Origin of the sequence: Seonamhaeicola maritimus (assembly GCF_008056315.1) — a bacterium.
GTDB lineage: Bacteria > Bacteroidota > Bacteroidia > Flavobacteriales > Flavobacteriaceae > Seonamhaeicola > Seonamhaeicola maritimus.
The window spans coordinates 302-24,101 of record NZ_VRKQ01000012.1; the positions used below are offsets into that span (position 1 = coordinate 302).

Here is a 23,800-nt window from a genome sequence, read left to right on the forward strand (position 1 = left end):
TCACACATTTTTCAATATTGATAATTTAAATTAGTTTTATACGTAAATTAAACGTTTGATTAACGTATAAAGATTAAGAAGACAGAAATATGCACAAAATGTGGTGCTGATTACCTACCAAAGAGAAGAGGTTATCTAAAGGATTGAACTATTGCAAGCTTCAAAATGAAGTGTTGCAAGTTTCAAAATGAACCGTTGCTAGTTTCAACTGAACTGTTGATTACTTCAAATTGAACTGATTTGAACTGTTGATTTTAAAATTTGAACTGTTGATCACTTCAAGTTGAACTGTTGATTACTTCAAGTTGAACTGTTGATTTCACGTAGAACACGTTACTTCTGTAACGTATTTTGCCTTAAAACTCGTGACAACTGTAGCAGTAAAATAATAAAAATAAGTTTGTAAAAAAGTAAAACATCACATTTCATTTTTCTTTATTTATATTGAAAATACTTTTTCAAATAAAACTAGTAATAACCCTGCCTCTCTAGTATTTAACACTACCAAGTTTAACTGAAATTATTTACTTCAATGTTTTACTAGCAAACTGAAATTGTGTTTCTAAAGGAACTCCGAAATTATCTTTAAGTTCTTTTTTTATGTTTTTGAAAAATTTGGTGTCTGGAGGCATACTAAAGTTCCTCCAAAAATTGGGATTGTATCATACTGGACAAGATATTGTAACTGCAAATTTTAGAGGGCACTATTCTCTGGCTTAATAACAGCTTTAGCAATTACAGGCAAAAATTTTATGAAGACCATTTACCTAAAAAAAAGAAAGGACTCAAATACAAAACATACTTGCGTTTCGTTTAGAAGTGAAAACTGAATGGGAAACCTTAGTTCTTAGAGATATACCCTCTGAGCAAAAATAAAAATCATCTTTTAAGAGTAAAATGAGCCTTGAATTTTTTTAAATTTCCATCTCTTGGCTCAATATATTCTAGAGTAAACCAATAGTCATCTGTAGGCATAGGCAGTCCATTGAAAGTTCCATCCCAACCTATAGAATTAGGGTTTAATTGTTTTAGTAATTTACCATAACGGTTGTAGATATAGACTTTAACTTGTGGTTGATTTTTTAAACCTGGAATATTCCAAGTGTCATGTATCCCATCATTATTTGGTGTAAAGTAAAGTGGATAATCCATGACTGTAATGGTAATTGTTGTTTGCCCACATCTCGAAGTATTTCTAACTGTAATGGCATGTTCACCAATAGTCACATTTTTAAAAATAGAATCGTTTTGCCAAACCCCACCATCGAGACTAAATTCATGATCCTGTATACCAACGCCAGTTGCAGTTACTTCAATATTGTTTTCTTCAATAAAGGCATAAGTAACAACTTCTGCAGTAACATTAGGTGGTTCACTAACTTCTACATAAGTGAAAGCGAAGTTTGTACAACCTGTATTTCTGTTAGTGAATTCAACTTCATAATTACCTTCATCCACTGGGAGAATAAAGCTCTTAGTGTCAGAAGACAAAACTAACCCGTTTAAACGCCACAAGAAAGTGTATTCAGTTTCAGATAAATGAGTATCAATTACTAGAGGTGTTTGTATTTCTTCTGTACCATTAGTATTTATGCATAGAATGTAGGAGTCATTTAATGTTGTTTCGGGTAATAAGTCTACTTCAATATCAAAATTTCCTACTGTAAAGCAGTGAGGTGAAGAAACCGAAATATTCTCAATGCGAACAAAAAGCGTTTCTGTTTGTCGTTCGTTGGTGTATAATGATGGCAGTGAAGTTGCGGTTCCAGACATGGCATCTTCCTCACTCTTATAATAGGTCACTTCAAAATTAGAAGCATCATATCCGCTTAATAGTTGGGTCGTTTTTGCATCCAGATTAAACTGTGCGATACCATCATTGGCATTATAGTAATCGCAGATGGTATATGAAACAATAGGGTTAGATAAATCCGCAGTTTCTACAAATATTATATTAAACTCATAGATTTCTATAATAACGCCCGATGCAGAAATAGCCTCTGCTTTATAAGTTCCAGCAGTATTAACGTTTAAAAAGGCAGAGGTTTGCCCCATCATGAGCGTAAAATTTCCAGAGCCGTCATCTCCATACCATTGGTAATGGGTAGCTCCAGTAGTAGTGGCATCTAAAATTTCTGCAGTGCCTTGACAGCCTTGTTGGTCTATATCTACAGGATCTTCTACCAAAACACAATTAGTCGTTGCTGATCCTGCCGTTTGGGTTACAGTGATGAAACCTGGTAGTTCTGAATGATTGGTAATCATGAGTAAGTAGAATTCACCTGCAAGTGTGTTAGGGATATTAACCAACTCTGTGAAATTAAGACTATAACTACAATCTATTATATTGGCTTTTATTAAATCTGAAGTACAAGGTAATACGGAATCACTAAAAGGTCCATAAACGATAAAATCGACATCTAAATTAGGACTCTCCCCCAAGACTTTACTTTGGGCTAATTTGAGCTCTATATCCCCATCATTGGCAATTTGCAGATAAAACCAAGCTGGGTTTTTTTGAGCTCTAAGACATCCATATTCAGGACCAATTTCAGCAAAATTCCTCCCAGACGTATTGGGGTATGAAAATAATGTAGAGCCACATAAGGGTTCTGCATTAATACAAAATTTTTTGTTTCCATTTTGACCTTGTAAAACAGTATTATAACTTATTAACAGAATTAAAAGTAATATGATATGTCTTAATATAGTCATAAAGCTCTTTAAGATGATTTTTTAAGATCAGTAAAAGGAGTTTTCAGTTTAAAGTCGCTTTTAACTTTAAAAGATTTGACTTTGTTCTGTTCTGTTCTTTGCTTTTTATTTGACTTTGAATAGTTTGCAGACTTATTACAACTGAATTTTAATAATAATAGATTAATTAGAATTAAAGTAGAAACGATAATAATAAGGAACATTGGAATTGCTTTTAATTGGAGAAATTTCCTTTTTGAATTGAGAACGATTATGAAAATTCTCTTTTAATATTCAAGAAGCGAATTAAAAATTATTATTTTAAGTTAGTTAAAATCGATAACGTGAGACCACTAAGCTTACTTGTACTAATCAGAAATAAGCTAAATATCAAAGATCTACCTATAAAAGACTGAATTGCTATAAATTATTAAATGTAATATCCTGCCTGAGAGTAACAAGCAGGATATTATCTCCATCACTAATTCTTTTCAGTATTTATAAGATTTCAAATGTTAGCCTTATCTAGAAATAACTAATTTCTTAGTACCTATATTTTTATTTTCATCTTCTAATTTAACAACATAAACACCTGTGTTTAAATTAGAAATATTTACTTTACTATCAATAATTTTGTTGGACTGAAATACTTGCTTTCCTGTAATGTCGAAAACACTAATTCTTGTAACTGCTACGTTAGAGCCTTTAAAGCTAACAACATTTTGAGCAGGATTTGGATATAGCTTGAATAAATTATTTTTAACAAGCCTATTTTTAGAACCTAATGTATAGTCTAAAGTTCCAGAAACGTTATCTATAGCCACCTTATTTCCAGATTCTCCCAATAATGTTCTTATTCTAATTTGAATTTTATTGAATGGTTGTGTTAATGCTTTAGTAAGAGTAATGTTTTCCCATGTGCTAGCAGATGAAACTTTCTCCTTACCAGAAAAAAGGCTTTCCACCAAAACTCCTGAAGCATCATAAGTTCTTACTACCATTTGGAAATCTATGTTAGCGTTAGTTGCAAAAGCATCTAAAGTCACATCTACATTTGTAGCTGCAGATATTGTTTTTCCAAAATCATAAATATCATTTTCAAGGTAGTTATTATTACTTGATTGATTCTGTGTATAATCAATTTGCGCCACATTTGTAAAGTTTGTTGTTGCGTCTAAAATTACACCAGCGGTAATATCTGGACCTTCAACCAGCCAATTAGTTAAATCACCCGTTTCAAAATCTGGGTTAGTTACGAATGAGTTTTCTGTAAATGTTTGTAAAAATTCTACATCATCAATTTTATAAGTAGAATTTGCTGTTTTACCTATTATTCTAATATTCATATTAGTGGTCTCAATACCAGTTAAAATTGTTGTGTATTCTTCCCAATCAGTAGTAGTTAAGGTATATGTAGAACCAGAAGCCGTATTACCACCTGCATTTCCACTTTGAAATCTAGCCCCTTGAATTTGAGTTCCAATAGCACCTTTAACCATAAATTTTAACACATAATTACCCGCTACAGTTGGCGCTTCATTATTAGTTTGTGCTCTGTAGGTAGTACCAGCTCCTGTAGTTAGTACTAGAGCTCCTGCTGCTGCAGACCCTTCTACTGCGTCATAAGTAATTATTGAATTGTCGGAAGTATTGCCAATTTGTCCTTTCCATTCACTTATATCAGTATCAAATGTTCCGTTAGTAATGACTTGTGTTACTCCAATAAAAGGAACAAATAGTAACAATAATGTAATTCTTTTCATGATTTTGTGATTTAATTAGTATTAGTTATTTAGCAAAAGCACTAGTAGCAATAATTAAGGTGAGATTTGGGAGAGTTATAACAATAGCTTAATTGTACATTCCAAAACTAGTTTAACCCACTTTATTTAAGGTTTGAAAAGAGGGTAAATGGGTTCAAAAATCGTCAAACATTCTTGCTCTATTAGGTGAAATGCATGGATATGTCGACAAAGCACACAATGAACTAAAAAACAATGTGTTAGGATTTATTTTAGTTGATTACTGTGTTATTTTTTTAATGTTTTTATTTCTTATATTAAATATAAAAGAGGTTATACAAAACATATTACTAGTGAGCCTGAATTTAAATTGTGTTCTATCTCATTTCCCAAAGTTTATTTAGCGATACTCCAGTTAGTCTGACGGCATTACGATTAAAGTATCTAATTCTCAAGAAATTACTCGTAGCTCATACTTCACTTTCTAAAAAAAGAACGAATTCTTTTTATTAATCGAACTTAGGTTAAAAAGTAAATAGGTTTTTAAAACAAAAAAAGGTCAGATTCTTGTTAAAAGAATCTGACCTTAATAGAATAAGTCCCTTTATAAAGTAGACTACTATTTTATAATGAGTTTTTTAATACCTTTACTTTGGTTGGCATCTTCAACTTGCAATAAATATAAACCGCTTTTTAATGCGCTTACATTTAATGCGTTATTAGATAACTTGCTAGAAGTTAACACTTGTTTACCTGTAATATCAAAAACAGATACTTTAGATATCCTTTGTGCACTTTCTAAATACACCGTCTTGCTAGCAGGGTTAGGGTACATAACAAAATCTACTTTGTTGAAGTCTTTTGCGCTTAAGGATGCATCATAATAAAATTCAATAAAGTCTATTATTATATTCCCTGGCTGTGCATTTAAATTAGTTGCAGTACCTGTACCATCATCTTTCTTAACCTGTAACTCAAGTTCGGCAGGATAATCCAAAAAACCACTTGCAGATGATAAATCTACTATTGCCGTTCCAGAAGCACCTCCTGTTAGCATAAACTCTGTAGCTGGTACATAATTTTGATCTCCATTAGAACCAAGAACTCTTACTCTAATAACATCATTTACTGAATTATTTGTGTAACCAATTTTTGCAGCGTTTAATGTCCAAGAATCTGGAGCTATTGTACAACCTCCATAAATAATTTTAGGTGTTACAACTGTAGTCCATGTCCAAGTTAGATCATCAGTTCCCACACTAACAGTTGAATCACCATTAGAAGGAGTCCAAAGAGTTAATTCAGCATCAGTATCGTAATTTGTATCTCCTGGACTTGGAGCTGTAAATAAAGCTTTAATTTCAGTATCGGCTGTACCAACTGTATATGTATATGGGTTTGTAGAAATTCCAAATGTATTACCATCAATTTCCCATTGATCAAAAGTGAAACCACAAGCAGTATTAGGAGTCGCAGTTACTTCAACGTCTGTTCCCATTGGATAACAAGGCAGCACTGTGGCAATTGCCGCAGTTCCGCCACCATCATCAGATACTACAACAGCATAACCTACACAAGCTTCTTTAACAATGGTCACATCATCAATATAGTATATTGCTCCATCCGTTTTTATTTTAGGCTGAAATGAAGCATTTGCAAGACTTCCATCTAAAAAATAAGTGTATGAAATACTAGTCCAATCATTGTTTCCGTCCGCCCCAGTTTCAGTACCATTAACATCATCATCTTGAAAATCATTAACACCTCCATAGTTATATTGTGTTCTAATTTGCTGTCCAGGTGCAGCTCCTCTAATTTTATACGTTACTGTATAATCACCAGCACCGTCAAGAGCAAAAGTAACTTTTCCTATTTTATTAATAGCTCCAGTTAACGATAAAGATCCTGTTGCAGTAAAATAATTTGTTGCATCATACCCCACTGTAGCACCGGAGCCAGCAGTAAAACCATTCTCATCACTATCAAAAGTATGAGTTGACACAGTTGTTTGCCCAACACCTAGTAATGGTAAGATTGCAAATAAAAAGATTAGTGTAATTTTTTTCATGATTTATGTATTTAGTTGTTAATTAATATTTTATGATTTGAATAACTGCCATTTTTATAAATAGCATTAAGTATATACATTCCATTGTTAATATTAGGAAGTGTTATTTTTGAACTGTTTTTAGTATAATTAAGTGGGATTAATCTGCCGTTAATATCATAAAGTTGAAGATGGTCAATTATGAGTTGAGTTTCAAGTACAATATATTTTGATGCAGGGTTAGGAGATACATTAATAGTTTCTTTTTTTTTAAAATCAGTAGTGTTTAGTGTAGTCCCTAGGAGGGCGTTTTTAACATCTTCAACCCAACTTCTATCACTAACTTTATAAATAGTTTTATTAGCCTTATCTCCAGCATCCCAAGCTGTAAAGGCAAAACCCAAATCGATTGCTTTTTCTGCTAAGTATCTGTGAAACTCAACCCGTGAGGTATTTTCTGGACCACCAAAAGAACCATAAGTTTGAGTTACATAATTATAACCACCCTCGTTATCTGCTCCAAACTCACCTAAAAAAACTGGAATATTATTATTGTTTTGAGACCACGTTTTTACGGCTCCAAAATTGGTGTCAATCTCCACTTTATCAGCATTAGTTCCCCAGTCAAAATCATTGTCGTTTTCTCCAGATGATGCTGTGAATGCTCTAGGCCAGTAATAATGAAATGTTGCTATTAAATTATCGTCACTACTTAAAACAGAGTTCCCAATTTGTAATGGTGCTTCATAGGAATTTTTACCCCCTCCAGTGATTATGATGTTTCTATCTGTATTATTGCTTGCAGAATTTCGGATGATTGAAATGATATCAGAATTTAAAGTATCCATCTCATCATCAGTTAACCAAAAATAGGGTTCGTTAATAACTTCAAAAATCAAATTGTATGAATAATTTTTAAAACGGTTTGCAATAGCTGTCCAGATGGCTCTAAATTTATCATTATCCGCAGCACGTTTAGCTGATGTTGGATGCGTATAATAAGTAGCCCATTTGTCTTTTGGGCTAAACGTATATAGAAATTCACTTTTTACAGTTGAACCATGAAAATCAAGAATGGTTATTAAATTATGGTTTAGAGACCAGGTAACAACTTGTTCAATACGATCTAAATATGATGAACTTACAATGTAATTTGAAGGATTTCCTGTATAATTAGCCACAGTTCCTGCGCTTTTTGAATATCCCGATGTGTCACCTGTAGTTCGTGTTCCAAAAAAATCTATTGGAATACGCGCTGTTTTAAAACCAGCGTTTGAAACATCTTCAAAATAAGTCTCAGTAAATGCTGGTGCCCAATTACCTTCTGCTGGAGCACTTAAAACATTTCCTAAATTAATGCCCCTATTCATGTTAGTAATCATTTGTTGTGGTGTAATTTGTGACACACCATAAAATGACATTATTAAAAAGAGTATTAATAAAGGAAGTTTTAAATGTTTCATGATATGCTATTAATCAATTCTATTGCTTACTTTTTTCTTTGGCTGCTTTACGAGCTTTCATTTGCTCTTTTGTTAAAACTTCTTGAAATATCTTTTTGAAGTATTTTTTATTTATCACTTTATTTGCTTCTTTGTCTGCACCATCTTTTTTTGCCTGCCTTAACTCTATTAAGCGTTCTATGTGAATAGTATAGATTTGTGTTTTTTGTTCATCTGATAATGCTTGAGATATATCTCCTGCAATTATTTCAGTATTTAATGCTTCTACTTTTTCATTTGCCGTTTCTTTCATTTTATCCGTTTGGGCAAATCCAGAAATTGAAACTCCAACAAAAAGAGTGATTGCTAATATTGTTTTTTTCATTATAAATTAGTTTAATTTAATTAATAGAGCGAAACATTTATGTGTTTCTGAAGTGTAAAATTCTATAATTTAATCTAAAAGAAGGTTTGATAATTGTCCGATAGAGTTTAATTATCGCAAATATGAAGCCGTTAAAGAGAAAATAGATAATTTCATAAACTTAACTCATTAAAAATGACAACATACAAACGAATAGAAAAGACTATTTTATTAAAGGAAATAATTGCTGAAGACCTTCAAAATTTTGCTTTAAAATAACTTCAGGATCACCACCTTTTACATGTCCCAAAATATTAAAAGGACCTGTATAGTTTAAGTCTAATAATTGCTGAATCATCTTTTTTTCGAGATTGCCTTTTCCCAAGGTAATGATTTTTGGTCCTCCAGTTTTCATCCCATTTAAACTAACAGACCATAAATAAGGGAATAGCTTTTTTATATTTTCTGAATAATCATCTAGAGCATCATGAGAATGATGAAAATTAAAGACCACTCCTATATTTTGTTGTGGTAGTGCTTTAATTATTTTTAGTTGATTGTCTGGTTTTCCAAACCATCCACCATGATTATATAAGGCAATTTTACATCCTAATGAGGTTGCTCTTTTTGATATATACGAAACCATTTCTACAGCTTGTTTTAAAGATTCTTCTTCAGTGAGATCTTCAAAATAGGTAGGTTCAAAACCAATCCAAATTTGAGTTTTAATACCAACGGATTCTAAATTTTTAAAGACAGCTTCACTTTCAGGCTTTAAGTTGTAAGGACTATCTTTTTGAAGGTTTATATATAACCAAACAGCTTTTATAGTAATACCTTTTTCTTTAGCCAATTGCCATTCTTGCTTCATAGTTGGAATATGCTTTGGTCTATTTCCATAGGCATATTGCTTATAACCTAACCGTTCCAACATTTCTAAACGCTCTTTAGGTGAACGTTCCTTAACATCAAAACCAACGATAGACCACGGAATAAGATTAGATTTACTAAAAGGGTAAGCCTCTTTTGTAGAATGATTTGCTCTACAAGAAAAAAGAAAAACAATAGTAATTATTAAGAGGGACTTATTTTTCACTTTACAATTATTTTCTTTGAAATATTTATATCATCATCCGCCTTGATCTTAATAATATACAATCCTATTTGAACGTTTAAATTCATCTGAATATCAGAAATTGATTTATATTCTGAAGACAGGACTACTTGCCCTAAAACATTAACGACCTGAACAGAAACCGAATTAAAAACTTTTCCTAATTTTATATTCAATTTATCTTCTGTTGGGTTTGGATACACATTGATATTTATATCCTTTTTCTCAATATACAAAGTCGGCTCCACATATTTTTTACCGATGATTTCTACTTCGGCAAACTTTAATTTATTGTATCCAATGGCCTGGATACGCACATACCTTCCCAAAGCTCCCAAATTGTTTAAAGAAAACTTCCTTACCGGGGTACTATTTTTTAAATACTCATAATCTGCCAAAGCTCTTGACGAGGCCAAACTAGAATCTATAAATGGCACATCTGAAATTAAAACGTAAAAATCTTTAAAGTGTGAAGATACAGGTTCAATATCTGATCCATTTAATTCAACAGTATTCCAAATATCAATAAAATCGATCACTTTCAATTCGCCTAAATCGAGATCAAACCAAGGTTCATTTTCAATATTTGTAGATGAAAAACTACCAACAGGAACAAGCCCACGTTGATATAGTTGCACATTAATTCTTCCATTGGTGTTTCCGTCAATAGCCTTTTCTGGAGAAGCATCAATATCTTCGCTTTCATGGGTAATGCTAGTATCAGTACTACTTTGAGTTACTGTAGCAAATCGACTAATTATTTGGTGCTTGGGCGCCAAGGCAGATGGCGTTTCAAGTTTCACTGATGAATAGACACCTGAAGCTGGTGCATTCAGAATATTCACTCTAACTGGAAATTTTGTGTACTGATATGTACGACGATTTGGAAGGCTTTCATTTAAAATAAAATAAAAAGCATCATTTTCGTCTTTATAAACCTCATTATTGCTTAAATACTCTTCAAATTTAGCTTGGGAAGCAAACTCATAAATACGTTTAGGGTAATCTAATCTTAGAGTTCCTTGAGCTGGAGCTTGTTTAATGCCCATGTCATAACTTCCAAAATCGTCTGTAATAATGCCATCAATTTCAAATCTAAAATCATTTGTGGCATAATCAACTACTAAACCCGTTGAATCCAGTACTGTGAATGTTGTTGGACGATTAACAAAATCTGATGAGCTTAAATGTATAGTGTTATCACCATGTTCTGTATATATGGTTGTAGTACCTGGATCTTCCTTCTCAATTTGATAAAACTCTGTAACGTTTGTAGTTTCAAGATCAATAAAGTACCAAGGTGTAAAACCATTATTTCTTGTTTTCAGCTCACCATTACCACTTTCTACAAGTCTGGAAACAGTAACACCATAGCCTAAGTCTTGCATCTTAATATTATCAAAAGTTTGGTTATGAGAATGTTTCCAAAGAAAAACACCAATAGCATTCATATTCTTACCGGATATATAAACATCCTTAAATGAATAATCTGCTTGATAAACGATAGACAAACCTTGGTTAACTCCCCAAGCCTTAAAACCATCAAATACGGAACGTGATTCATGATTTACACCCATATCTCGCTCAATAGAGCGCAAGCCTTGATAGCACCATATGGTGGTTGTATTTTCCATAATTAAAGCTGCTTCAACTGGCATAACACCATCACCTTCTGCACTATAACCATTAACGCTCAACGGAAAATTATCAACCTCATAACCTGGTCTGTTAGCTAATGCCAATGCGTCAACTCTATCTAGATTATTTATTGCAGGATTCATGTTAATAACACCAACTCCTTGATTGGCGTTTGCAATTACATTGCCTCTGCAAACAACCGTTCTACCTTTCATGGCTAACCCTTGACCTGAAAATAGATAATCATCATGAAACAAGGCAGCCTCATAAACATCTGTATTATGGCCTTTGGCAATATTAACCACTAAATTATCATCCCAAAAACCAGTTTCGCTACCTGTTTCAGAAACAATACCTGCACCTATAACATCATATACTACATTGTCCGCAACTAATGCATGAGAATCATGTTGTGTTATACCCCAGCCTGGGTTACCCCATACCACATTCCCTGTAACATGCGTCATATTATCGCCATAACTAGCACCTGTTTTATGTAAATGAATAGAATACCGACCTCTTGGATTTGTTATATCTGCATCATCATTTTTAATCATTTCTGCACATTCTTGACCTAGGGCAGAAATTTTTGAATTAAATACTTTGGGCCTTAACCAATTATTCCAAATAAAATCATCAACTAATCTGGATTTATCCGTTCTTCCCATATCAATAAATGATGCATTTCTTATTTGCACATTTGTATCATTGTGCATTGCCATTAAATGTCCTCTATGATGAACATTAGATATGGATGAGGATTTAAAAGTAATATTACGCGTTAAATTACCAACATAACAATGTAGGTCTTGAGATGACCGTCCTTCATGATTTTTTAGTAAGTTACTCGTTAATGTAACTGTTGTTTCTGAAATAGATTGAATGGTTACTTCATCTTCGCCATTACTACTAGTATTCATATTTCCTCCTCTAGTAACAATTAAGTCATCTCCATTTTTCCAACCTTGTGCTACTGATTCTAATTCTAATATAGCTTGGTTCTTTAGGGCATCCTCAGCAAGTTTCATCATATTTAACTTCTCTTGCCCTATAATTTCAATTTGTCCCATGGTAACAATGCCAAGTGATAATTGCGTAGAATCCCATTGATGCCTTCCAGTTACTCCTGGTCCATCATCATAAACAGTTCTTGAAGTTTCAGTTACCGACGTATTTCCTGATAAGGCCTCCGTGTATGAATTAAAACGATTATCTGGACCTACCGCTTGTGTAATCTTATATGTAGTCGCACCATCTGAAAAATGACTTGTTGCATTACTATTCCATACTTGAGAGAAGCCGCTTGTTCCTCCCTTATGAGCTTCAATGTCAAAAGGGGTAATTGTAATATCAATTTTACCATCTGCAGCATTATTTGCAAGAAACTTAACGTATGATGTACTTGTTCCTATAAACGTGTCGAAAGTTAAAGTTGTTGTTAGATTGGTATTGGTTTGAGTACAAACAAATTCACCATCAACACGAATGGCGAAAATTTGTGCGTTTGACTGCCCTTGATAAGACACGGTAATGCCATCTGGAATAACTACAATTGAGGCATCACTAGGTACTGTATTAGTATTCCAAGTTGAGGAACTAAACCAAGAGCCATTTTGTACTGCTGTATGTGTAGCTGTGTTACTTGGAATTAATGTTGTAAGCATTTGCCCATTAACCAATAATGAGAATAGAAAAATTAGAACTAGTAAAAAGTGTTTCATTTATATGCCTTTAAATCAAGCACTAAACTAGAGCAATACTTCTACGTGAAGGTTTAAGGGTTATCAAATAAAGTTTAATAATTGTCATATGAGTATTTACTCACCAATAATATTGTTTTGACATGTAGTATGAAGTATTTTTTTTAATCTAATCACATCATCCTTATAATCTGGTTCATTAACCACATTAATATTCTCTTGAGCATCTGTTTTGTGGTCGTATAACATAGACGTAATTAAAGTATTGTCTTTAGGATTCAAATATTCAGTATAACTAAATCTTGGCGTTTTTAATGTAAAGGCATTACCTTTTTTTATTAAGACATGTTTCTTACCAGAATGTTTTTCATTATTAAGTATGGGAATCATACTTTCTCCATCTATTTGGTGCTCAGGAAACTCTAAATTACAGAGTTCTGCTAAAGTTGGATAAATATCTACCAATTCTACCAAGGCATTTGTAGATTTTCCTTTTTGATGAAATGGAGAACTAATAATTAATGGGACTTGAGTTGACGTATTATAATTGGTAAACTTTGCCCATTGCGTATGTTCTTGTAAATTATATCCGTGATCTGATACCAGAACAACTATCGTGTTTTTGTCTAATCCTTCTTCTCTTAATTCATTTAAAATTTTGCCAATTAGAGCATCAACATAACTCACCGTAGCATAATAACCATGAATTAAATTTATGGCTAAACTGTCTGACACTTGTCCTTTTTTCGGAATATTAGAATAAGCTCTCATTTCTCCCCAAGTACTTATAGAAATTGCTGGTGCATTCTTAGGGACATAATTATTATCTGGTTGTTTTATGCCGTTTCTGTCATATAAATCCCAATACTTTTTTGGCGCATTAAATGGTAAGTGAGGTGCAATAAAACCAGCTGTTAAAAAGAAAGGTTTAGATGATTTTTTTAGTTTTTTAATATCACGTATAACCTTTTCAGTCATTAAGCCGTCAATATAAACAGAATCATTAACCATTGCCTTTTCATATGCTGGTCCTGTATCTGTGTTTTTATATTCTATAATATTATCCTCATTTTGATAATCTTTCCATAAAGATTGCCAATAATCTGTAGGCGCTAATCCTTGGTCGTTTCTATCAAAAGCATATGGTCTCCAAACTTCATCCCAGTCAGTTTCCCTATCATCTAAATGATGATAAATCTTTCCATTACTAATTGTTGTATATCCATTTTGTTTAAATAATTGAGGGAATGTTACTGCTTCAGGAGTTTCCTTTTCAACAAATGTATTATAGTTTAAAAATCTGCTTTTAGTTGGTAGCATGCCTGTTAACATACTAGCTCTTGAAGCACCACAGACCGGTACATTACAATACGCATTATTAAATTGCATCCCATTTTTGGCTAACTTATCTATGTTAGGAGAAACTATTTGACTAGCTCCATACGTATTAAGTTCTGGACGTAAATCGTCCATGTACAATAAAAGAATATTAGGGTGTTTTGGTTGAGTTCGATTTATGAAATCACAAGAATAAAGCAAATGGACTAAAACTAAAAAAATAATATAAATGGACACTCTCATTGTTATTCTGAATTTAAAATTATTAGGAAATAATTTTACTTGAACTAAACTCTAATCTATCAGTCATGGTATATAAAATATTTTCCTATTTCAACTGTAATTTGTTCTAATATAAAGAGCATTCACTATAACCAGTAATTTACATTAAATCTATTCTTTGTTTTTTTTAATAGAAAAAGAATCAAATGTCTCCCCTGTGTAGGAATTAATTCCTTGAAATGATAACATTAGTCCATCGATATTAATTAGCCCAAAACTTGGTACATGTTCTGCATGAGCAACTATGCTTCCATCGTTACAATTTTCTTTATTTAAAGGATCTGCTTGCCATTTCTTATTAATTTTTCCTCCAGCTCCTATGGTTACCGAAATAAACCTGTTTTTTAAATCTCCATAATTGTTTTGGTTGGTTAAACTACCATCTACATTGCCTAATTCATCGTAGGGTTTTAAGCGTTCATATGTATGTGCATGTCCATTCAAAACCAAATCTACACTATTGTCTACAAAAGTTTCATACAACGCTTGAACATGCTCATAATTCGGCTTGTAAGTGCACGTTTTACCATTATGATGTAAATAGACAATAATCCAATCATATTTATCCTTATACCGCTTTAAGGTTTGTTGTATCCATGCAATTTGTTCATCTAACTTATAAAACCCACCATCATAAGAGTCTAACCCTATAAATAGTGTGTTGGCATAGGTAAAACTATAATAATGTTCATTCCCCGGTAATGACCATTCTTTTTCAAAATTCTTTTCTGGATCTGATAACCAATCATGATTTCCTACTACTGGATAAAAAGGAATGTTTTTAAAAACTTCTTGAAAAGGCTTAAATAAATGATTATCGTAATTTTTACTTTCGCCTTTTGGATATACAATATCGCCTAGTCCTAATCCAAAATCTGGTCTATTTTTTAATTCTATTATTCTTGTTGCTGGCTCTTTGGCAAAACTCCATTCTTCTTTGGCACCAATATCGCCTAAAGCATAAAAACTAAATGCCATTTTTTTATTGGCTGGTGCTGTTATAAAATAATAATCTTTACCTGTTGCTAAAAGATGCCCATTTGAGTATATCGAATACATATAAGTAGTGTTGGGTTTTAGATTTTTCATTAGTACTTCGTTGAACTTATTGCCTTCATGACTAACCAAATCACCTTTAATACTCGTTTTTTCCGTTTTGTTTTTCTCATAATAAACTACTTGACAACTTTCTGCCTTAGCATCTGTTTTCCAAGTAATGGTAGTAGTTGTAGGTCTAACCATTTGTAAATAAGGTTGACGTAATAAAATTGGTTTTTTTCCAAAAGAAACTATTTGAGTTTCATCATTGTGTCCAGCTTTTACTGATTTACAATTGAAAAAACTAACTACTACTATTAATAATATGAGATACTTTTTCATTATATTTTATACCTTTCTATTTTGCTTTCCTTAAACCCAATACGTTCTGCTATAGTATAGATATATTTACCGGACTTTGCTGGAATCGGCTCTGTATAAAGAAGCCAACCACTATTGTAATCTAAATTTTCATTTGGATTGTCTGAAACAAAATAAGCTATAGATGCCCCTTTGGTAGACGACGAAAGTAAAACCATGCCATTCCTCATTTCAATATTGGCATTTGCTGTAATTGGTTGTTCGAAATTTGGCCACATAGAATTGACTAAACAAGACTCGGGCTGAAGGCCTAAATCTCTTCTTTCCTTTAAATGTTTCTTCAATGTAGATCTCATTTCGTCTAATACAGATTCGTAATTAGGGTCATCAGCCAAATTATTAATGTTATGTGGATCTAAGTTACAGTCATATAGCTCTTCATATGTTTTAGTGTTAAACCAGATTTGTTGTGTTTCACTCAGTTTACCTTCTTCTTTTAATTGCAAAAACTTGGTCATCATGGGAACACTTTTTCTGTAACCTACATCCTTATATTTTAAAAGATTTGGAAAATCATTCCTTAAGTATAGATACTGCCTATTTCTAACTGCTCTAATTCTATCTGTAAATTCATCAAACCTATCAGATGAACCAAATATGTATTCTCTTTCGGTGTCATTGAACTTTCCTAAAAAGGCTTTTCCTTCCAAATATTTTGGAGGTTCAATTCCTACCAAACTTAACATAGTCGGAGCCAAATCAACAAATGAAATCATACGATTTGTTCTTCCGCCTTCACTATTAATCCCTTTAATCATAAAAGGAACTTTTAAACCCGAATCATATATTTCTCTTTTCTGCCTAGGCAAAGGTCCTCCATGATCACTGTAAAAGAAAATTATAGTATTATCATAAAGACCATCATCTTTTAGTTGCTTAATAAAAGAGCCAACCTGGACATCCATTAGCTCTACATTACTATAATGACGGGCGATGGTTTCCCTGGTCTCATTATTATCTGGCAAATAGGGTGGTACTTTAACATCATTTGGAGAAACGGTTAAAGGTAAATCCTCTTTTTTCCAAAGTTGACTTTCATGAGTTGTATTGATATTAAACACAGAAAAGAATGGTGAGTTTTCCGGTCTGTTTCTCCAATGTGCTTTATTGCTATTTTGATCCCAAGCTGTGATTGGGGCTGCAAATTGATAATCGGTTTTTTGATTATTCGTACAGAAATATCCATTTGCTCTCAAATATTCTGTAAAACATTTTACTTCACTTGGAATAACAGCAGAATATTGGGTTATAGAATCTCCTTGACTATCCAATCTTCCAACGTTCTTATAACTACGTTTACCCCAAGACATAACATCCAGTCCCGTACGCATATGCATTGTACCAATGCTAGTAGGATACATACCTGTAATTATTGAAGATCTTGTAGGAGCACAAACTCCAACAGGTGCAAAAGCGTTATCATAAATCATACTTTCCTTTGATAATTCATCCAAGTTTGGTGTTTGGGCAGTAATATCTCCATAAAAAGAAAGTGTAGGGCTTATATCTTCGGTAACAATCCAAACTATATTTGGTTTTCGAGTATTTTCTACTTTTCCTCTTTGTGAATTACAAGAAAAAAACTGAATAAGCACAAAAATTAGTATAAGTTGTTTCATAGTTTAAATAGTTGGTTTTCCCGATATATACCCAAGAGAAACTAAGAATCTATCCGCTTCTCGAAGCGTTTCCGTAAAGTATGGATTTCTATTAAAAAAGCTATGTTCAGCACCTTCATATAAAAACAAATCGCATCTGCTTTCAACTTCATTCATCTTTTTTTCATAGGTTTTAGATGAAACTACCGGTGTTGTTTTATCTTTTGTCCCAAAAAACACAATTGTTGGCGGCGCTCCTTTTGATATATTGTGTAAGGGCGAAATTTCTAAATGTCTACCTTCCATTCTACGATAGCCAAAACCATCCTTACTATTGTCATATACCGGATTAAACAAAACAAGTACATTTGGTTTAGAACTTATTGAAAGGTCTTCGCCACTAGGCTCTAACCCAATAATATTTCCACACACGGCTGCTAAGTGTCCTCCTGCTGAACCGCCTCCAGAAGCTATCATATTTGGATTAACACACAATTCTTTAGCGTATTTCCTAACATACCTAATTGCAGATTTTGCATCTTCAACCGCATCAAACGGAGATGTTCCATGAGTATTAAATAATCTATAATCTGCGGAAATGGCAATCATTCCTCTTGAAGCAAAATACGCCGATTGCCTCCTAAACGCTTTATGACTTCCTCCATTCCAACCACCTCCATGAAAGAAAATAATACAATTATAGATTTTATTCTTATCGAAATTCTCAGGCCGATAAACATGTAATTTTAAATTAATGGTATCTATTGTTTTATACTGAATCGTTTCAGCTTCTATTTTTGGAATACCAGTTTGCCCCAACAGAGTATAACTTCCAAGTAATAAACCTAATGTTAATATAATCTTCATGATGATGGTTTTAAAAATCAGATTTCCAAGTTTTTAATTTTTTCAATAAAGTATTAGTCAACTGTTTTTGCATGGTAGCTATATTAATTTTCTCGTAAGGATCTTCGATTATATTGTATAGTTCCACTTTATTGGTTTCATACCAATGTATTAATTTATAATGGCCCATTCTTATCGCCGATGATTTAGTATCTCCTGTATTAACAGGTCTTGCCTTTGATGAATGCCAATAAACTGTTCTATCATCCCAAGTTTCCTTGTTATATAAAATGGGGAGAAAACTTTTCCCATCAACTTTTAAAGATGTGTCACTTGCGATATCCAGCAATGTAGGAAACACATCCATAAGCATAACTATTGATTGATTCTCTCTTTTAGGTTTAAAATGATTATTCCACCTAACAAATAAAGGCACCTTTATACCGCCATCATATAACCATCCCTTACCTGCTCTTAGCGGGAAATTTGAAGTAGCCAAATCTCGCTTTTTAGTTCCATCATTTGATAACCCACCATGATCTGACGAAAAAATAACCAATGTATTATCATCAATTTCCAACTGCTTTAAAAGCTGCAATAACCTCCCCACATTATCATCCATAGTCTCAACCATAGCAGCATATTTTGGATGGTTTTGACGCATTTTTGTACGCCCTGTGCCTTCAATAATAAACTCGGGCTGGTCACCAAAATCAAAATTTTTAATTTCCTCTTTATTTCTTCTTATATCTTCTTCTTTGGCTTCTAGAGGTTGGTGTACCGCGTAAAAAGAAAACATAGCCATAAAAGGCTTATCCTTGTCAGTGTTTTTAATGTATTTAATCACATTATCCGTCATAACATCCATAAGATAATCACCTTCTTTACTTACCTCATCAACATCAGGAATTGGAACTTTCTTCGATTTTCCATTTCCCCATTTTTGTTTATTAAACGGATGAATAAAACTAATGGGCGAACCTGAATGGCCTGCACCAAAACTATAATCATAACCAAATTCACTTAAGCTTTCTTCACTACCTAAATGCCATTTTCCAAAATATGCGGTTTGATAGCCCTCTGCCTTCAATTGCTTTATAAAATTCTTTTCGTAAGGAATATTCTTCATTTCAAAACCATCGTCCGGTACATCACCATTTTGAACAGGGTAATTACCGGTCATCATAGCAAACCTTGAGGGTACGCAACGCGGGTAATTAGCATAAGCATTGGTAAATGACACTGACTCTCCAGCCAACTTATCTATATTAGGGGTTTGGTATATTTTAGAGCCATTACTACTTAAATCATGATACCCCAAATCATCCACATGGATAATAAGAATATTTGGCTTTTTAATACTTGGCTTTGAAGATATTAAAGACTTACAACCTAAAACTAAAGAAATAATAATTAAAAAAAGAAGACGTTTCATAACAAACAAGCTATTTAAGTGCATTACTTATAACTTCATGTGCCGGTGTTGCATTTAAATCTTTATCATAAATAGATTGAAACTCTCCAGTCCCTTTTTTAAACCTTACTCCTAAATCCCATAGGTTGAGTGTGACAACACCATTATTTACCTTAGATTTAAGAACGTGAACTATTTTTTGATATACTTCCTTTTGTATTTGTCTTTCCGATTCCAACTTACTACCATCTTTAACCAAATAATCCAACTCTGTTACATGAAATTCCAGATTATTTTGGTGGGCCCAATCTATTAATGCTGATAATTTTTCCATAGACTCATCAATATTATCAACAAAATCCTTTCGTTTAGCTCCTAATAGTAAATGCCCTTGCCAACCAATTCCATCTACACGATAACCTTTAGACCTCAAGTACAATATGGTTTTTTTAAGTTTATCCCATAAGACATCATCCATTCCAGCATTTTGATTATAAACTAGCTTTAAGTTTGTAGCATATTTTGTTGCAATCTCAAATGCTTTTAAAATATATAAAGGGTATCCGTTTTCATCAAGTCCAATTTGCAACCACGGATTCTCCCATTTATCAGTCCCTGATTTTGGACCAAACCAATCTCCATTATATAATATGGTTTCGTTAACAACATCCATCCATTTTACTGAAGGCTCATTGTTAAACCTTTTTGCAAACGCTGTGGCAAACTCCGTCATATTAGTTTCTAATTCCTTAGGTGTTCTCTGGTCTGCCTTTGCCCATCTTGAAGCTTGCGGGCTAATTGGTCCGTGCAATCTAACTACTAAATTGTTTTTATTTGCAAAATCAATGAAATCATTTATTTTATCCCAATTCCAAACATTGGGTTTAGGATGAATTGCACTTTGTTTAGCAGCATTTGCTGGGGTTAAATATTTAAAATCCTTTAAATAAAGTTCTTCTTTTTTAGTGTCTAATTCGTGATAGTTTAATGTGGCTCCAACCAATAATTCACCATCTTTAATTATTGGCTTGTTTGTAATATCTTTACTTGAACTACATGAGGTTATTACAACGAAGGCTATCACTTTTAAGATTCTCATAAATTAATTCTTCTTTAGGCTATTGTAGCCTTATAATATATTATTAATCTTCACTTCTTTCCTTTCCTCTTTGGAGGAAATAGATTCATCTTTTCTGGAATTAAATATTCCGACTTCCACTTATTTAACTGATCTAGTAGCTCCTTTGTTTTATTGAAATTGACTTCTGAAAGGTCTTTTGTCTCACCTACATCTTCTTTTAGGTTATAGAGTTCAATCTTATCATTCTCATAAAAATGCACAAGCTTAAAATCTCCTGAACGTATAGCAGAAGAATTATAATCGCCTGTACTATGAGGTCTCGCCTTTCTTTTATGCCAATAAACAATTCTGTCTTGCCATGTTTCTTTTCCTTTTAAAACATTCGCATAACTTTTTCCATCCAAACCATTAAGCTGTTTACCTGTAGTTAGTTCTAACAAGGTAGGAAAGACATCCATTCCCATGACTATGGACTTTGAATCTATACGTGGTTTTAATTCTTTAGCCCATTTAACAAAAAGAGGCACTCTTATTCCACCTTCATACATCCAACCTTTACCTGCCCTTAAAGGCAAGTTGGTAGAGGCAAGTTCTCTGTATCCTTTATGACCGTCATTTGATAACGCACCATGATCTGAAGATAAAACGACTATGGTATTTTCATCGATTTCTAAATCTTCTAAAGTTTTTAATAGTCTGTCAATGTTTTCGTCAATGTTTTCAACCATTCCGGCATAACCTGGGTGGTCTTGACGCATTTTTCGTCTTCCAGCTCCTTCTTTAATATATTCTGGCCCTTCATTGAAAGATATGGTCTCTAATTGCTTTTTATTTCTTTCCTCATCTTCTGGTTTTGCTTCAATGGGCGTATGCACGGAATAATAGGCTAATACAGCTAAAAAGGGTTGGTCCTTAGGATTGTTTTTTATAAAACTTATAATTGCATCGGTTAACATATCAGATGCATAATCGCCCTCTTCTCCGTCTTTTTCAAGATCTTCAACCTGTTCTTTATGTCGCTTCCCATTTCTCTTATTAAAATTAAAAGGATAGAACCTAGACCCAATCCCTCCTGCTCTTCCTGCTGCATACGAATGCTTAAACCCAAAAGACTTTGGTGAACTATCTCCTTCTCCTAAATGCCATTTTCCAATATAGGATGTATCATACCCTTCCTTATTAAATTGTTTAATAAAATTTTTAGAATCTGGTATACCTCCTAAGTAGCCTTTGTTTTCATTTACAGGATATGTTGCGGTCATCATGCCATATCTAGATGGTGTACATCTTGGATAATTGGCATATGCATTCTTAAAGGCAACGGACTCACTCGCTAGCTTATCAATAGCCAGAGTATTATGTAAGACTGAGCCATTAAAACCTAAATCATAATACCCTAAATCATCTACATGAATTATGAGAATATTTGGTTTAGTTTGCCCAAATGACATTAATGACATTAATGACAAACAAAAAATGACTAAAAAACATTTAACTTTCATTTATTTTGTAAGATGTGATTTTAACTTTGCTTTTAATTGTTTAACAACAGAAGCATAACCTGGTTCATTTATTAAATTAACAGTCTCCAAAGGATCACTTTGGTAATCATATAATTCATATCCAGCTATATTATCATCATTGTAGGTTCTAAAACTCCTGTAATCATTATCATGCCATTCAGTATATCGATATCTTTCTGTACGAATAGCGTAACCCATTTTCTTTTGTCTTCGGTATTGATGATAAGCATAATCTATATTAACGGTTGTGGCATCATTGTTATCTAGAAGTGGCACCAACGATTTACCATCTGTTTGATTGGATTGCTCTACACCTGCTAATTCAAATACTGTTGGAAACAAGTCGACCAAATTTACGGGGTGATTACTTTTTTGATTCTTGGTAACACCAGGACCAGCAAACATAAAAGGGATACGTGTTGCTTGTTCAAAATTTGAATGTTTACACCATTCTGTATGATCACCCAAATGCCAGCCATGATCTCCCCACAGCACAATAACCGTTTCATCAAGAATATTTCTTTCTTTTAAATCATCCAAAAGCTTGCCTATTTGAGCATCGATATAGGAAATACAAGCCATGTATCCATGTATCAATTCACGTTGTTTAGATTCTGGAAATCTATCTCCAACACCTAAATTGCTATCTATATCACTATAAGACCTTATTTCCCCAAAAGAATGGTAGGCATATTGAGGTGTACCTTTTGCTAATTCCTGAAATTCAGCTAACTCAATTTTATCTCTATCATATAAATCCCAATACTTTTTAGGAGCTACAAATGGTAAATGTGGTTTTTGGTAACCTACCGCTAGAAACCAAGGTTTATCTGAACTTTCTAATTCAGACAATTGATTCAAAGCAGTATGAGTATACAACCCATCTTGGTAAGCTTCATCTGGAAGGTCAACACATTCTGTACTTGGTTTAATTTTACTAAATACATACTTACTTTGAGCCCCATACTTTTTCTTTCCTTTGGACAAGGCTTCTTCTTTTAAGGTCAACATTTGCTTTTTTGTTTTTGGGTTTTGATAATGCGCAAAAATCGGTTCGCCGTATATTCCATCAAAATTCTTAGGCAATTGATGTGGTTGACTCCAACTTTTCCCATCATGCCCAGGAGAAGAAGACCCTTTATGATATATTTTGCCTACACCAGTTGTTTCATATCCTTGAGTTATTAGATACTCTGGCATAGAGATTAAGTCTGGAGCAGACTCTCTGAAATTAGTATGCAAGTCCCAAACCTTAGTTCTGTCTGGTTTTGTACCTGTCATAACACTTGCTCTAGAAGGTCCACAAACTGCAAATTGCACATGTGCATTTGTAAATGTCATTCCCATTTCTGCTAAACGGTCAAAATTTGGGGTATGCATTTGTGTTTCACCATAATTGGAGAGTAATGGTTTTAAATCATCAACAGCAATGAATAAAATATTTTTTTGTTTTACTGAAACTCCAACTTTATTGTTCTCTATTTCTTTAGTTGATTTTTGTGCATTACACCCACATAAGGTGAATAAACTAACAATCAAAAGCAATATTTTTTTCATA

General features: G+C 33.1%; 15 protein-coding genes. All 15 read right to left on the reverse strand.

Translation table 11 applies throughout. The features are described from left to right. Positions 1-879: 879 nt before the first annotated feature. The gene (locus FUA22_RS13295) at positions 880-2,715 is read right to left on the reverse strand and encodes a T9SS type B sorting domain-containing protein (RefSeq protein WP_147769089.1); all 1,836 of its coding nucleotides are present in this window, start codon (positions 2,713-2,715) and stop codon (positions 880-882) included. A 500-nt stretch (positions 2,716-3,215) separates the two neighbouring features. After that, complete coding sequence (locus FUA22_RS13300) at positions 3,216-4,457, reverse strand: T9SS type A sorting domain-containing protein (protein ID WP_147769090.1); 1,242 nt, start codon at positions 4,455-4,457, stop codon at positions 3,216-3,218. 598 nt (positions 4,458-5,055) lie between these two features. Continuing rightward, entirely contained in the window at positions 5,056-6,504 is a 1,449-nt protein-coding gene (locus tag FUA22_RS13305) for a T9SS type A sorting domain-containing protein (protein ID WP_147769091.1), read from the reverse strand. Positions 6,505-6,515: 11 nt separating this feature from the next. Then, positions 6,516-7,946: a cellulase family glycosylhydrolase gene (locus FUA22_RS13310; protein WP_147769092.1), complete on the reverse strand. Its 1,431-nt coding sequence runs from the start codon at positions 7,944-7,946 to the stop codon at positions 6,516-6,518. 19 nt (positions 7,947-7,965) lie between these two features. Then, positions 7,966-8,310, reverse strand: coding sequence for a hypothetical protein (locus tag FUA22_RS13315; RefSeq protein WP_147769093.1), 345 nt, complete (start codon positions 8,308-8,310; stop codon positions 7,966-7,968). Positions 8,311-8,512: 202 nt separating this feature from the next. Continuing rightward, the gene (locus FUA22_RS13320; protein ID WP_147769094.1) at positions 8,513-9,385 is read right to left on the reverse strand and encodes a sugar phosphate isomerase/epimerase family protein; all 873 of its coding nucleotides are present in this window, start codon (positions 9,383-9,385) and stop codon (positions 8,513-8,515) included. After that, complete coding sequence (locus FUA22_RS13325; protein WP_147769095.1) at positions 9,382-12,762, reverse strand: T9SS type A sorting domain-containing protein; 3,381 nt, start codon at positions 12,760-12,762, stop codon at positions 9,382-9,384. The genes FUA22_RS13320 and FUA22_RS13325 overlap by 4 nt, the downstream gene beginning before the upstream one ends. Before the next feature lie 96 nt (positions 12,763-12,858). Further along, positions 12,859-14,322: a sulfatase gene (locus FUA22_RS13330; protein WP_147769096.1), complete on the reverse strand. Its 1,464-nt coding sequence runs from the start codon at positions 14,320-14,322 to the stop codon at positions 12,859-12,861. A 150-nt stretch (positions 14,323-14,472) separates the two neighbouring features. Beyond that, positions 14,473-15,741, reverse strand: coding sequence for a metallophosphoesterase family protein (locus FUA22_RS13335; RefSeq protein ID WP_147769097.1), 1,269 nt, complete (start codon positions 15,739-15,741; stop codon positions 14,473-14,475). Then, entirely contained in the window at positions 15,741-17,399 is a 1,659-nt protein-coding gene (locus FUA22_RS13340; protein WP_147769098.1) for a sulfatase family protein, read from the reverse strand. The genes FUA22_RS13335 and FUA22_RS13340 overlap by 1 nt, the downstream gene beginning before the upstream one ends. Positions 17,400-17,402: 3 nt before the next feature. Then, positions 17,403-18,245, reverse strand: a complete 843-nt coding sequence (locus FUA22_RS13345; RefSeq protein WP_147769099.1) for an alpha/beta hydrolase — start codon at positions 18,243-18,245, stop codon at positions 17,403-17,405. A gap of 10 nt (positions 18,246-18,255) precedes the next feature. Continuing rightward, a complete protein-coding gene (locus tag FUA22_RS13350; protein WP_170309919.1) occupies positions 18,256-19,659 on the reverse strand; it encodes a sulfatase in 1,404 nt (467 codons plus the stop codon). Between the two features lie 10 nt (positions 19,660-19,669). Then, a complete protein-coding gene (locus FUA22_RS13355) occupies positions 19,670-20,737 on the reverse strand; it encodes an endo-1,4-beta-xylanase (RefSeq protein WP_147769101.1) in 1,068 nt (355 codons plus the stop codon). Positions 20,738-20,787: 50 nt separating this feature from the next. Further along, positions 20,788-22,221: a sulfatase gene (locus FUA22_RS13360; protein WP_147769102.1), complete on the reverse strand. Its 1,434-nt coding sequence runs from the start codon at positions 22,219-22,221 to the stop codon at positions 20,788-20,790. Further along, positions 22,222-23,799 carry a sulfatase gene (locus tag FUA22_RS13365; RefSeq protein WP_170309920.1) on the reverse strand — a complete coding sequence of 526 codons (1,578 nt, stop codon included), beginning with the start codon at positions 23,797-23,799 and terminating at the stop codon, positions 22,222-22,224. Position 23,800: the final 1 nt, after the last annotated feature.